General features: G+C 37.5%; 11 protein-coding genes. 7 read left to right on the plus strand and 4 right to left on the minus strand.

The window, feature by feature from the left end; translation table 11 throughout:
* Window positions 1-235 precede the first annotated feature (235 nt).
* The 6 genes from OMO38_RS15170 to OMO38_RS15195 all read left to right on the plus strand — a co-directional run bounded on the left by OMO38_RS15170 (window position 236) and on the right by OMO38_RS15195 (window position 7,788).
* Window positions 236-3,655, plus strand: coding sequence for a T9SS type B sorting domain-containing protein (locus OMO38_RS15170; RefSeq protein WP_264751034.1), 3,420 nt, complete (start codon window positions 236-238; stop codon window positions 3,653-3,655).
* 137 nt (window positions 3,656-3,792) lie between these two features.
* A complete protein-coding gene (locus OMO38_RS15175) occupies window positions 3,793-4,581 on the plus strand; it encodes a hypothetical protein (protein WP_264751035.1) in 789 nt (262 codons plus the stop codon).
* A 173-nt stretch (window positions 4,582-4,754) separates the two neighbouring features.
* Window positions 4,755-5,537 carry a DUF6759 domain-containing protein gene (locus tag OMO38_RS15180; RefSeq protein WP_264751036.1) on the plus strand — a complete coding sequence of 261 codons (783 nt, stop codon included), beginning with the start codon at window positions 4,755-4,757 and terminating at the stop codon, window positions 5,535-5,537.
* 93 nt (window positions 5,538-5,630) lie between these two features.
* Window positions 5,631-6,308, plus strand: coding sequence for a tRNA (guanosine(46)-N7)-methyltransferase TrmB (gene trmB / locus OMO38_RS15185; protein WP_264751037.1), 678 nt, complete (start codon window positions 5,631-5,633; stop codon window positions 6,306-6,308).
* A gap of 140 nt (window positions 6,309-6,448) precedes the next feature.
* Complete coding sequence (locus OMO38_RS15190; protein WP_264751038.1) at window positions 6,449-6,862, plus strand: DUF6759 domain-containing protein; 414 nt, start codon at window positions 6,449-6,451, stop codon at window positions 6,860-6,862.
* Between the two features lie 200 nt (window positions 6,863-7,062).
* Window positions 7,063-7,788 carry a DUF6759 domain-containing protein gene (locus OMO38_RS15195; RefSeq protein ID WP_264751039.1) on the plus strand — a complete coding sequence of 242 codons (726 nt, stop codon included), beginning with the start codon at window positions 7,063-7,065 and terminating at the stop codon, window positions 7,786-7,788.
* 77 nt (window positions 7,789-7,865) lie between these two features.
* Here OMO38_RS15195 and rpsB read toward each other — a convergent pair whose 3' ends face one another.
* The 4 genes from rpsB to OMO38_RS15215 form a co-directional block, all read right to left on the minus strand.
* On the minus strand, window positions 7,866-8,633 hold the full coding sequence (gene rpsB / locus OMO38_RS15200) for a 30S ribosomal protein S2 (RefSeq protein ID WP_047445142.1): 768 nt from the start codon (window positions 8,631-8,633) through the stop codon (window positions 7,866-7,868).
* 208 nt (window positions 8,634-8,841) lie between these two features.
* Window positions 8,842-9,228 carry a 30S ribosomal protein S9 gene (rpsI, locus tag OMO38_RS15205; protein ID WP_129535866.1) on the minus strand — a complete coding sequence of 129 codons (387 nt, stop codon included), beginning with the start codon at window positions 9,226-9,228 and terminating at the stop codon, window positions 8,842-8,844.
* Window positions 9,229-9,233: 5 nt separating this feature from the next.
* Complete coding sequence (rplM, locus tag OMO38_RS15210; protein ID WP_264751040.1) at window positions 9,234-9,689, minus strand: 50S ribosomal protein L13; 456 nt, start codon at window positions 9,687-9,689, stop codon at window positions 9,234-9,236.
* A gap of 167 nt (window positions 9,690-9,856) precedes the next feature.
* Window positions 9,857-10,189, minus strand: coding sequence for a hypothetical protein (locus OMO38_RS15215; RefSeq protein WP_264751041.1), 333 nt, complete (start codon window positions 10,187-10,189; stop codon window positions 9,857-9,859).
* A gap of 416 nt (window positions 10,190-10,605) precedes the next feature.
* Between OMO38_RS15215 and OMO38_RS15220 the strand changes: the two genes are divergently transcribed.
* Window positions 10,606-13,953 carry a methylmalonyl-CoA mutase family protein gene (locus OMO38_RS15220; protein WP_264751042.1) on the plus strand — a complete coding sequence of 1,116 codons (3,348 nt, stop codon included), beginning with the start codon at window positions 10,606-10,608 and terminating at the stop codon, window positions 13,951-13,953.
* The last annotated feature ends 34 nt before the right edge of the window (window positions 13,954-13,987 follow it).

Below are 13,987 nucleotides of genomic sequence, written 5' to 3' on the forward strand. Positions count from 1 at the left end.
CATTAATAAAACCAAAAAAGTTTCTACTGGAAATTACTGGTTTAGCATCAGCTGGAATGAGAGTAAAAACAAGACTCCAATTAAATTCTCAGGATGGATCTTAGTAAAAAACAGAGAATAAATAATTTCTTTTAAAATATTTATAAAACCACGATATGAAATCGTGGTTTTTTTATTTATTTTTAAATGATTCAACGCATATTATTATTAAATTTGTGATAAAATCAAATACAGAATGAAGAAAATTCTATCTTTCTTTCTTATTTTTTATGTATTCTCTATTTCTTTCGCACAACTGGATAGAGAACATTGGTTTGCGCCAATGGTAGACCGCACAGGAAATGGAAATCCATATCAAAAATTATATCTCTCCACAAACCGTACAATACCGTTTGCTGTAACTATTTATAACAATAATGTTGTCATAGGCACGGTTACGATCAGTAAAAATAATCCACAGAAATTTGACGTTTTAAGAAATTACATCATCACTACTGTTCAGACTGATCTTTTTACGCCCGGAACCAAAGGACTCTATCTGAAAGCAGATTTTCCGTTTTATGCCAATTTGAGATTTTCAGTATTTAATCATGCAGAGATTATCACATCCAAAGGTATTCCTTCAACCGGTAAAAACTTTTATGTTGCCAATGCCCCGATTACTGTAAGCAACGGTATTCTTAATTTTATGACCAGTATTCTGGCCACTGAAGACAACACCACTGTTACTGTTTCAGGATATAAATCTACCGTTCAGTTTTCAAACGGAACCACGGGACTGACAAATCCCACAATGACTTTTATTTTAAATAAGGGACAGTCTTATATTATCGACGGTGTCGGCAATATCGCCGGAAATTTTGATGGATTTATTGGAGCAAAAATTACATCAGATAAACCTGTCAACATTACCAATGGAAATTTCAACGGTCAGTACGCTGGAAATGTTCCCCTAAGTTCAGATATACTGATGGATCAGTCGGTACCTGTTGAGCAGCTGGGTACTCAGTTTGCCCTCGTAAAAGGTAACGGAAGCATCGGAAGCAACATGGAGGGTGCCTTGGTAATCGCAACTGAAAACAACACTCAGGTTTTTCTTAACAATGAAGTATTACCGATAACGACTCTGAATATCGGACAGTATTATGTGGTTCCAGACACAAAATATCAGCTGCAGGGCACGAGCCACTACAATATGTATATCAGAACCACCAAAAACGCATACGTGTATCAGTTTTTGGCCGGAGATTCTTCCGGAGGAACTGAGATCGCCACAGGCGGATTTAATTTTATACCAGCCTTAAGCTGTTACCTGCCTAAACAGATCGATGAAATTGGATTAATTAATGAAAATTTTGTTCATTCTAATGCCAACCCCTCAGGAATACTGAATATTCCGACAAAATTAAATTTAGTAACAGAACGCGGTGCAATCGTGACAGTCAACGGGGTCGTTCCTCCTCCAAGTACAGGTCCTTTCGATATGACAGGATTAACACCTTGGGTTACGTATGGAATACCAAATACGGTAGGAACCATAACGGTTGTTTCCACAAAAGCAATTACTGCCGGGATCACTGCTGGAAGTGATGCAGTAGGATACGGAGGATTTTTTGCCGGATTTTCTACGCAACCCGTGATTATAAAATCCGGTGGAAACTGTGTGCCTGGAATTGTTTTAACCGTCGATCCTATTATCTACGAAACTTATCAGTGGTACAGAAACGGAAATATTATCCCTGGGGCAAACGGACCATCATTTACCCCTGTGTTATCAGGAAACTATACCTGCTCTGTAACGATGGGAAGCTGCGCACCTTTGGTAACAGCAGCATTTAAAGTTTTAAACTGTTTAAAAGAAACCACCGCCAGTTTTAATATTTGTGACGGTAAAATCATAACTCCAGCCTTTACCACTTCGACACAGACGCCGGTAGTTTCTACAGTAGCAATAACGTCTGCACCCACTTTAGGAACAGCCGTTATTAATACAGCAACGGGAGTGATTACTTACACAGTGACTAATCCGGCTGCAGGCGGAACAGATACATTTACCTATACTTTCTGCGGAAACGATCCTGATTTCCCTGATTGCGAATCTATAACGGTAACCCTGAACATTCAGCCTGTGACCGTAAATAATGCGACGCTGACGGCATGTAATGTCAATGGCTTAGGAACATTCGATTTAACAACAGCAAACGTTACTTTAAACACTCCGGTAACCAAAACATATTATACGAGTTTACTGGCAGCACAAACCGAAAATGCAGCAGGTTTGATTACGGTGCCTAATGCCCACTCTGCTCCCAACGGAACAATTGTCTATGTTGTTGTTAAGAATCCAACAGGCTGTAAGAATATTGCCGAGATTACGCTCAACTTATTTCCGTTAGCAGTGGTTACACCCGGAAATTTCGGAAACCAATGTGACGAAAATCTCGATGGAACGGTAAACGTTATTTTATCTGATATCACCCCTTTGGTTCTGAATAATCCTGCATATTTTACCAATGTGAGATACTACGCTCAGCTGGCAGATGCAAACTTAGGAAACAACAATATCCTTCCCAATAACTGGAGTTACACCGTAAACACAACGATCTATATTAGGGTGGAATCTCCTAACGGATGTGCGCCTGTTATTCAGCCTATCAACTTTACGGTAGGAACAAGACTTCCATTGATCACAACTTCTGTAATCACGACTTTCTGTGACGATGATCTGGACGGAAGCAAAGTAGTAAATCTATCCCAATTTATCCCTCAATTTACGATAGATCCTTCGGTTAGCATAACTTACCACGCAACGCTACTTGATGCACAGAATGACACGGCACCAATCAACGGAACGGTCACCCTTACCGGAACGCAGACTTATTATATCAGATTTGAAAAAGCAGGCTTCTGCCCGAATGTAGGAACTTTAAGAATCACACTTAAAATTCCAAAAAAATCTGACATCCTCGTTGACAAACTGATTTGTCCGAAGACTAAGACAACGCTGGATGCAGGTCCTGGATTTACGTCATACCTTTGGAGCACTGGTGCTACTACTCCATCCATCACCAATGTAGGCGCAGGAAATTATTGGGTAGAACTTACTTTTGACGGCTGCGTTTACAAACAGTTTGTCAATGTATCTGAATCTGTTTTACCGGTAATTACTTTAATCGATATTAATGGAACTACCGTCACTATTGGCGTTACAGGTGGAACTCCGCCTTACGAATATTCACTGGATAACAATACCTGGCAAAGCTCAAATGTATTCTACAATGTTCCGCAGGGCAATCATAAAATCTATGTGAGAGACTCTCAGAAATGTGATGTGGTAGAAAAGACTTTTGTGATTATTAATCTGATTAACACCATTACTCCTAATGCAGATGGCCATAATGATGATATCGATTATTCTTCATTAATGACCAAAGACAATCTTGAATTCAGAATTTTTGACCGATATGGCGCTGAGTTATTCAGAGGTTCGCCTTCAAACAAATTTACATGGGATGGAAAAATGAAAGGAAGACCTGTTTCTACAGCGACTTACTGGTATTTCATTTCCTGGACCGAGTTTGGAAATTCTACCACTGTGAAATATACAAGCTGGCTTTTGGTAAAAAACAGAAATGACAGTCTGTGGGACAAATAATTCTGAGTATTTAAGTTTAGAACCCTATTTATAACATTCATTAACAGTTTAAATATAAAGTTTAATATAATTTTAACCTGCATCACGGCGAGTATTATTAAATAATGCTGTTTTTCTTCAGTAATTTTGCACATTATATGAAGAATGTTATTACTCTTTTGTTATTGATTTTTATTGCTAAAGTTAATGCACAGATTTTTTCGGGTCAGGTTTTTTTAAGAGACAATTCGGTGTTGTATCTTAACCAGGTTTATGTGACCAATCTTACGACTTACAAAACCGTTCTTACTAACTACAATGGTGATTTTACACTACAGGCAGATCCTGGAGACGTTATCCGTTTTACCTCAATTGTTACAGAGCGAAAAGATGTAAAGCTTTCACCCCAGAGTTTCAACAATAGAAATTTAGTCGAATTAAAAGTTGCTTACCATGATATTCAGGAAGTCGTGATCAACAGATTCCGTCCTACTGGAAATTTGAGATATGACGTTAATTCTTTACGTAAAGAAGACAAAGCTTATGCGCTGAAAAAAGTCATTGGCCTACCGGAGCCTAAAGGTGACGGCACCCCTCCGGAACTTCCTGTTGCAGGTTTTCGGGACGGTGGTCTTACATTCAGTTTAGAAAGTATTTTTGATATTTTATCGGGAGAGCGAAAGAAAAAGCAGCGTTACGTTGCCTATGAAAGGATGACGAATTCTGTAACGCAGATTAAAAATTACCTCGGAAAAGACTACTTTACAAGATTTAAAATTCCTGAAAATCTAATCGATAACTTTCTTCAGTTTGTTTATACCTCAGAAAATGTGGAAGTTTATGTACAGACAGGAAATTTTGAAGCAGTAAAACTTCCAATCGAGAAATACATTCCGATTTACCAGAGAAGATTAAGAAACTCACACCTTCAAGATGTTTTAAAATAAGCATTGCGAGGATGTCTAAAATGTTTACTTAAAAAAAATTTAACGGTCTTTTTTTTTCAATCATTAAAAATATGTTTACTTTTATAGGTGTAAAGCCAATCACACCCGTCTTTTTATTCAAAAAACATATTTGAAGAAAAAAAATAACTTCAATCACCTTGATTTAATATTAAATGAAAAAGTTACTTTTAATCTTTAGTACGCTGATGTTTATCTGTATTTCTGCCCAGAAAAAGGGTAAGGACTACAGCAATATTTTGAAGAGTAAAAACATATACGAAATCAATGCTTTCCTAAGAGATGCCCATGAGGATGATCCCCGGAGATCTGTTCTGAAACCGAAAGTAATGGATCTCATGAAGGAGTATATAAAAAATGCAGCTCCAAATGATTCTAAAGTAAAGCAGATGCAGGATTGGCTTGCTATGCTGAAGAGAAAATCTTCTACAAAAATTACTTTTGATGAGATGAATGCAATCATCAAGCAGAAACAGATTGCAAAATATCAGCGTGAATTACAGGTCGGCCAGTCTGCCGTAGTCTACACACCCAGTTCCCCAAAAAACGTATTCGTAGCATCCCCAACTGTGGCAAAAACTTCTACAGCCATAGCCGACACCGAAGCATCAGAATTTAATATGCTGATGGCAGATAATCCTGTGGAACATAAAAATAAAACTGTCAAAATCCTGAATTCTCTCTTCGACAATGATCCGAATGCAAAAGAATGCATCATTATGATTGAAAATAAATCGGACTGTAATATTATTGTGAGGATAGAAGGTATCGGAACTACAAAATACAGACTTCCTGTTCCTGCAGGAGGAGACAATTCTCTTGTGGTACAAAAAGGCGATTATCTTCTGACAAGCATTGTTTGTGGGGCTCAGTACGCATCTCAGAAAACCATCCAAAAACCGCTGATGGTAGCATTGGGAAGTTCACTGAAAAAATAGTTTCTAAAATCTGATCGTCCGCTTTCTTTTCAGTTTAAATATCAGCAGATTCTATGTTATTTTTGCTAATTTTGCGCGATTTCATATTTAGACATGGGCAAGAACAAACTAGCAAGATTCGCAGAGAATAAAACATTACCAAACGTCATTCAGCCAACAAGAGATGAAGCTCTGAATGGTTTTGAACTGAAGGGAAACTGGAGAAAAGATTTCTTCAAAAATGACCATCCTATTGTAGTAGAATTAGGATGTGGTAAAGGAGAATACACGGTAGGTCTTGCCAAAACATTTACTGAAAAAAACTTTATAGGAATTGATATTAAAGGCGCACGATTTTGGTTCGGAGCTAAAGAAGCTGTAGAAAATGGCATGAACAATGTGGCATTTATCCGCTCTCAGATCGAGCTTGTAGATCATTTCTTCGCCGAAAATGAGGTTGATGAAATCTGGATTACATTTCCGGATCCACAGATTAAGTACCGACGTACAAAACACAGACTGACCCACCCAGATTTTCTGGAGCGCTACAAAAAATTCTTAAAACCCGGCGGAATTGTTCATCTGAAAACGGACTCAGAATTTCTGCATGGGTATACGTTAGGCTACCTTCAGGGAGCCGGCTATGAAATCATCAGTGCCCATCACGATATTTACGGTGCCGTAGAATATGATCCCGGAACACCACATTTAAAAGACATAAAAACCTATTACGAAGACCTTTTTTCGGCAAAAGGAAAAACAATCACGTATATAAAATTCAGGATTAATTAAATCCTTCTCAAGCTGTAAATGATTTTGCAGCTTTTTTTAATGATAATAAAGATGACATTTCTGAGTTTAATTAAAAGTGTAAACAAGTAAACATCAATATGAAAAAGTTTCTTCTCCTTTCAATTCTTATAAATTTCCTAATGAATAGCTGTGGAAGCTCCACGCCGACTACTCAAACGAGACAGCCTGTAAGAAAACCTGCTGTGTCAAATTCAGGAATTAGAGCGAATTCTGTTTCACAGACTGAGAGAGAATATCAAACTTTAATCAAGACCTACAAATCTGAAACTGCAGAAGTTTTAACCAGTCTGCTTAATGATTCTTCAGAAAGCCCTACTGTCCCTATCACCGTGGAAAACAAGTCGAATTGCAATATGGTTTTAACCATCAGTGGAAATAATTACTTTAAAAAAATTCCTATCGGCGTCAATAAAATCGGGTCTGCAATGGTACCGAAAAACCAGAACTATAATCTTTCCGCAATGCTTTGTAATTCTGTGTATCAGAAAACAAAATACATGACAAGCTCCTACAATATTAAATTATCAAACTAGAGAGCCTTTTGAAATTGATTTCCCCACCCTAAAAGGTATAATTTCCATAGCATTTCTTCTATAGGAGCGGAGAAAGAAAAAAACTTTGAAAATTGGCTTTTAATCATTTTTTAAGCAGACTCTAAATAATTTCATTATTTTTTTATCTTTGTGTTCAACACCTGTTCTGAATTATATTCAGAATTTGAAAACACAATTTGATGAAGAAAAAAATATCGAATTTTTTCTTCTTCGGTCTCATGCTTTCGTCATGTGCCTGTGCCAGCAATGGTGACAGAAGTGACATTCTTAAAAGCACCAATATCAATGAGATTGAAGAATACCTCGGGAAAACACATCCTGAAGATCCCAAAAAAAGAATTCTTAAACAGCGTATTATTGCGTTAAAAAATGCCGGCTGGACCAAAGGTGCAAAAGATGCAAAACCTATGGAAGCCAGGCCTGTTTTCATGGAATTGCCTGATCATCCAGGAAAAAAAATAAACAGTGAAACCCACCAGGAAGTTTTTAAAAAGCTGATGGCTGAAACTTCAGATGAACATCGTGAAAAAACCAAGACGCTTCTGAACAATATGTTTAATGAAGATATCAATCATAATGAAGCTGTTCTTCTGCTTAAAAATAATTCCGACTGTGATCTGGTTTTGGAGATATCCGGAAAGAAGTTTTACAATCTCGCCATTCCTGCAAAGGGTGAAAACTTTATTGTGTTAAACAAAGATCTTTATACTTTCTCGGGAAATGTGTGTGATGTGAAGTATCAAAGTTCAAAAGATATCCGCAAAAGTCTGGTTGTTGTTTTAAAAAATCCAGAACCAAAATCGTCCTACGGAAAAGATTTAATCGCTGAAAACGGATCAAATAAAGCTTCGGAAAAAGAAGCTAAGAAAAGTACCCTACCTAAAAGGCGAAAGAAAAAACTGTAATGCGCCTCAATGATAAAAAAACAAAAACCGCTGAAAAGATATTCAGCGGTTTTATTATTTTAAAGATAAATCTTCAATTATTCAGCAGCAGCGTCGAAATCTGCATCTTTATCAGCAGATACTACTTCTCCTTCTTCTTTAGATTTTTCTTTATCAGCTTTTCTCTGAGACTGACCTTCTTTGATAGAATCAGAAACAACGTTTAAGATCATATCGATAGATTTAGAAGCATCATCGTTTCCTGGGATAACGAAGTCTACTTTTCTTGGGTCAGAGTTAGTATCAACAATACCGAAAACTGGGATACCTAATTTCTTAGCTTCAGTTACAGCGATGTGTTCTCTCATGATATCTACAACGAAGATTGCAGAAGGAAGACGCACCATGTCAGAGATAGAACCTAAGTTTTTCTCCAAGTTAGCTCTTTGTCTGTCAACTTGTAATCTTTCTTTTTTAGATAAAGTTTCGAACGTACCGTCTTTTTTCATTTTGTCGATAGAGTTCATTTTCTTTACAGCTTTTCTGATTGTAACGAAATTCGTTAACATACCTCCCGGCCATCTTTCTGTAATATAAGGCATATTAAGTTCAGCAGCGTGCTTAGCAACTACTTCTTTCGCTTGCTTTTTGGTAGCTACGAAAAGAACTTTTTTACCTGCAGAAGTTAATTTTTCTAAAGCGCTGCACGCTTCATCCAATTTAACAGCTGTTTTATGTAAGTCTACAATGTGAATACCATTTTTCTCCATAAAAATGTATGGAGCCATATTTGGATTCCACTTTCTAGTCATGTGACCGAAGTGTACACCAGCCTCTAGAAGGTCTTTTACATTTGCTTTTGCCATGTTTTCTGTTTTTGTTAGTTTACTTTCCGTTTCTTAAACAATCAACAACTTCTTTAGATGGGAGAAGTGTTTGGATGCTAAACGTAACGGGCAAAGTTGCTGTTGGGCTGATTGCTTTCGGCAACTGGCTTCCCAGCTTGGGTTAAAAAATAATTTTTTAAAAATTTTTCTAAAGCTATCCGCCATAAGCCAATAGCCATACGCTTTTTTAACGTTTTGAGAACTGGAATCTCTTTCTTGCTTTTTTCTGACCTGGTTTCTTTCTTTCTACCATTCTTGCATCTCTTGTAAGCAAACCTGCAGGCTTCAACAACAATCTGTATTCAGCATTGATTTCGCAAAGCGCTCTAGAGATACCTAATCTGATAGCTTCTGCCTGACCTGTATTACCACCACCGAAAACATTTACGGTAACGTCATACTGACCAACAGTTTCAGAAAGGATAAACGGCTGATTTAATTTATAAACCATTACGTCTGTAGAGAAATAAGTTGCAGCTTCTTTACCGTTTACTGTAATCACACCAGAACCTGGCTTTACATAAACTCTTGCTACAGAAGTCTTTCTTCTTCCGATTTTGTGAACTATAGACATATTAATTATTTAAATTCGTTAATATTAAGTGTTTTAGGCTGTTGAGCTTCGTGCTTGTGCTCAGTTCCTTCATATAAATAAAGGTTTTTGAACATAGCAGATCCTAATTTAGTTTTTGGAAGCATACCTTTTACAGATTTTTCCAATACTTTTAAAGAATCTTTCTTTAGAAGTTCAGTAGCCGTCATAGACTTTTGACCTCCAGGATATCCTGTATGCCAAATGTAAGTCTTGTCTTCCCACTTGGTTCCGGAAAGTGTAACTTTCCCAGCATTCAAAACAATAACATTATCACCACAATCTACGTGAGGTGTAAAGTTTGCTTTGTGCTTACCTCTCAAAATCTTTGCAACCTTAGAAGCTAGTCTTCCTAACGGTTGTCCTTCAGCGTCTACTACAACCCATTCTTTATTTGCAGTAGCTTTGTTCGCTGAAACAGTTTTGTAACTTAATGTATTCACACGTTTTAGTTAAAGATTAAACATAATTTTCCCCATAAGGGTGTGCAAAGGTACAAATTATTTTTAGATTGTGAAAACTTATTTAAACTTAATCGATCTGCATCTATAGATAAGGAAAGATTTAAAGTTCTGAAATATTTTTTCGGAGATTAATTTTGAAGTATCGATCAGTTACGCAGAGACTTATTCGCTCTAAAGCTTGCGATTAAATAGTACGCCACAAAAACAGTGGAAAATTTCAGAATGGCAGGAATTGCCAGTTCCAGATTAAATATCAGAGAACCTACAAATACCAACAATCCCATCGTCGCAAAAGAACTGAGCAATTTTTGGACTAATGTGAATTTAGGTGTATCAAGATAGTAAGATAAGCCCCAGGCTAAGCCGAACGCAACTGCATAAAAAATATCAAGATCAACATTTTCACTGCTGATGAAAAAATAATTGATCACAAAACTGAGAACCGTTCCCAAAGCGAAATACATCAGTGCTTTCTGCATACCTTTTTTATATGACGCAAAAATAATGAATTTTTTGAAAGGAAACTCGTATAGTTAAATTAGTCCTTTCCGCTGTAAATTTTAAAATTTTGTATTTCGAAAATAAGTGAAAAGACCTGCTTATAATGACTGCACAGAAAAATTAATTTTTTTGTCTTCCATTACGTTTTAAATAACTACAAAGTCACTTCATTTAATAATGTGATACAATTATTTATTATCCACAACCATCTAACTTAACGTCACACTAAAGATGATCATATTTATCAATAACCGTATCAGACATAAAACTCAAAATCGGGAATGTGCATTTCTACAATTTCATTTAAATATTTAAAAATCAACATCTTAAATATTTAAAATAAGTTTTTATTAAATTGTTATATTTGGAAACTTAGAAATTTTCTACAAACAATATGGAAACCCAAAAATATACTCCAACAAACAAAGTAAGAATTGTAACCGCAGCTTCGTTATTCGACGGGCACGATGCGGCCATCAATATTATGCGCCGTGTGATTCAGGGAACGGGATGCGAAGTCATTCACCTTGGCCACGACAAATCTGCTGAAGAAGTAGTAAACACAGCAATTCAGGAAGATGCCAACGCCATTGCCCTGACTTCTTATCAAGGTGGTCACAACGAATATTTTAAATACATCTACGACCTTTTAAGAGAAAAAAACTCTCCGCAAATTAAAATTTTCGGTGGTGGTGGCGGTGTGATTCTGCCCGAAGAAATCGAAGATATTATGTCTTATGGAATCGACAGAATTTATTCTCCGGACGACGGCCGCGAACTTGGTCTTCAGGGAATGATCGATGATTTGGTGAAACGATCAGATTTCGCAACCGGAAAGGAAGTGACTGCTGAAGATTTGGATAACATCAGTTTCGAAAACTCGACCAGCATCGCAAAAATCATTTCTGCGGTTGAAAACTTCTCAGAAGAAAAACCGGATTTGGTAAAAGCGATTGATGAAAAATCAAAAGATTTAAATATCCCAATCATCGGGATCACAGGAACCGGTGGAGCGGGAAAATCTTCTTTAACTGATGAATTGGTAAGACGTTTCTTACGTTCAAATCCGGGTAAAAAGATTGCGATTATTTCCATCGACCCTTCAAAAAAGAAAACAGGAGGTGCGCTTTTGGGTGACAGAATCCGTATGAACGCCATCAATGACCCAAGAGTTTATATGCGTTCGATGGCGACGAGAGAAAACAACGTTTCTGTTTCTCCATTTATTCATTCAGCATTAAATGTGTTGAAACTGGCTTATCCTGATGTTATCATTCTGGAAACTTCGGGTATCGGACAGTCAGGTTCGGAAGTTTCAGATTTTGCTGATGTTTCAATGTACGTGATGACGCCTGAATACGGAGCTTCCACACAGTTGGAAAAAATCGATATGTTGGATTATGCAGACTTGGTTGCATTAAATAAATCCGACAAACGTGGCGCTCTCGATGCGCTTCAGGCGGTAAGAAAACAGTTCCAGAGAAACCATTTGCTATGGGAAAGTCCGTTGGATGATATGCCGGTTTACGCTACAAAAGCATCTCAGTTCAATGACCACGGAACGACCGATTTGTACAATAGATTAGTCGATAAAGTTAATGCTAAATATTCTGATTTAAATCTAAAAGGTTTTGTTGAACAGGAAGTTTCCGAAGATATCACGATCATTCCTCCAAAAAGAGTCCGTTATCTTTCTGAAATCGTTGAAAACAACAGACAGTACGATGCCAACGTTGAAAAACAGGCAGAATTAGCAAGAAAAATGTATCACATTGAAGGCGTAAAAAGTTTCCTTTCAAACGAAACTCTGGATGCTGAATATCAGAAGGCTGAAAAAGACCTTCAACAGGAAAACATCGACTTCTTAAAAAATTGGGATGACACCAAACAGGCTTTCAAAGCTGAGTTTTATTCTTATTTCGTTCGTGGAAAAGAAATCAAGGTGGAAACCTCAACTGAATCTTTATCTCATTTAAAAATTCCAAAAATATCTTTACCAAAATATACCGATTGGGGAGATTTGATTAAATGGAAGGGTCAGGAAAATCTTCCGGGCGGATTTCCTTACACCGCCGGAATTTATCCTTTCAAAAGAACAGGAGAAGACCCTACGAGAATGTTCGCAGGAGAAGGCGGACCGGAAAGAACCAACAGAAGATTCCACTATGTATCTGCGGAAATGGATGCAAAACGTTTATCCACAGCGTTTGACTCCGTGACGTTATACGGACAGGACCCTGCTCTACCACCGGATATTTATGGTAAAATCGGAAATGCGGGAGTTTCTATCGCAACATTAGATGATGCTAAAAAACTGTATTCCGGTTTTGATTTGGTGAATGCAATGACATCAGTTTCAATGACCATCAACGGACCTGCGCCGATGTTGCTGGCATTCTTTATGAACGCGGCCATCGACCAGAATGTTGAAAAATATATTGCTGAACATCAATTAGAAGCAAATGTTGAAAAAGCTTTAAAAGAAAAATTTGACGACAAAGGTTTGGAAAGACCAAAATACAATGGCGAATTACCACCTTCCAATAATGGTTTAGGTTTAAAACTATTAGGAATCACGGGAGATGAAGTAATTCCTGCGGAAGCTTATGCTGAAATTAAGGCTAAAACGATTGCAACAGTTCGAGGAACCGTTCAGGCAGACATTTTAAAAGAAGACCAGGCTCAGAATACTTGTATTTTCTCCACTGAATTTGCCTTGAGACTGATGGGTGACGTTCAGGAATATTTTATTACTGAAAAAGTGAGAAATTTCTACTCGGTTTCTATTTCCGGTTATCACATTGCAGAAGCGGGTGCGAATCCGGTTTCTCAGTTGGCATTTACCTTGGCAAATGGTTTCACTTATGTGGAATATTATTTGTCAAGAGGAATGGATATTAATGATTTCGCACCGAACTTATCTTTCTTTTTCTCCAACGGTATCGACCCTGAATATTCAGTAATCGGACGTGTGGCGAGAAGAATCTGGGCAAAAGCAATGAAACTGAAATATGGTGCAGACGAAAGAAGCCAGATGTTGAAATACCACATTCAGACTTCAGGACGTTCGCTTCACGCGCAGGAAATTGATTTTAATGATATCAGAACAACGCTTCAGGCGCTTTATGCAATCTACGATAACTGTAATTCACTACACACCAATGCTTATGACGAGGCGATTACAACTCCGACTGAGCAGTCTGTGAGAAGAGCTATGGCCATCCAGTTGATTATCAACAAAGAATTAGGATTAGCTAAAAACGAAAATCCGCTTCAGGGTTCATTTATTATTGAAGAACTGACAGATTTGGTAGAAGAAGCTGTGTATGCAGAATTCGACAGAATCACGGAAAGAGGTGGCGTTTTGGGTGCGATGGAAACGATGTATCAGCGTTCAAAAATCCAGGAAGAATCGATGCATTACGAATGGCTGAAACACACCGGAGAATATCCAATTATCGGTGTAAATACTTTCTTAGGAAAAGACGGTTCACCAACGGTTCGCCCGGGAGAAGTTATCCGTTCGACTGAGGAAGAAAAGCAGGTGCAGATTGAAACCCTTCATAATTTCCAGAAATCCAATGAAGATAAATCTGAAGCTGCCCTGAAAACGCTTCAACACGCTGCCATCAATCAGCAGAATTTATTTAATGTGATGATGGATGCTGTAAAATACTGTTCGCTTGGGCAGATTACCAACGCTTTGTTTGAAGTGGGTGGGAAATATCGTAGAAATATGTAGGTCCGTAGTCGGACTGGCAGTTTTTAATACTAAA

The sequence above is a fragment of the Chryseobacterium kimseyorum genome (genome assembly GCF_025971945.1).
Lineage (GTDB): Bacteria > Bacteroidota > Bacteroidia > Flavobacteriales > Weeksellaceae > Chryseobacterium > Chryseobacterium kimseyorum.

Excerpts from the sequence above, each read along its gene's own strand:
- rpsB (WP_047445142.1), bottom strand. The coding sequence starts at position 8,633 with ATGGCAAAAGCAAATGTAAAAGACCTTCTAGAGGCTGGTGTACACTTC.
- OMO38_RS15195 (WP_264751039.1), top strand. The coding sequence starts at position 7,063 with ATGAAGAAAAAAATATCGAATTTTTTCTTCTTCGGTCTCATGCTTTCG.
- OMO38_RS15170 (WP_264751034.1), top strand. The coding sequence starts at position 236 with ATGAAGAAAATTCTATCTTTCTTTCTTATTTTTTATGTATTCTCTATT.
- OMO38_RS15220 (WP_264751042.1), top strand. The coding sequence starts at position 10,606 with ATGGAAACCCAAAAATATACTCCAACAAACAAAGTAAGAATTGTAACC.
- OMO38_RS15180 (WP_264751036.1), top strand. The coding sequence starts at position 4,755 with ATGAAAAAGTTACTTTTAATCTTTAGTACGCTGATGTTTATCTGTATT.
- OMO38_RS15215 (WP_264751041.1), bottom strand. The coding sequence starts at position 10,189 with ATGCAGAAAGCACTGATGTATTTCGCTTTGGGAACGGTTCTCAGTTTT.
- trmB (WP_264751037.1), top strand. The coding sequence starts at position 5,631 with ATGGGCAAGAACAAACTAGCAAGATTCGCAGAGAATAAAACATTACCA.
- OMO38_RS15190 (WP_264751038.1), top strand. The coding sequence starts at position 6,449 with ATGAATAGCTGTGGAAGCTCCACGCCGACTACTCAAACGAGACAGCCT.
- rpsI (WP_129535866.1), bottom strand. The coding sequence starts at position 9,228 with ATGTCTATAGTTCACAAAATCGGAAGAAGAAAGACTTCTGTAGCAAGA.
- OMO38_RS15175 (WP_264751035.1), top strand. The coding sequence starts at position 3,793 with ATGAAGAATGTTATTACTCTTTTGTTATTGATTTTTATTGCTAAAGTT.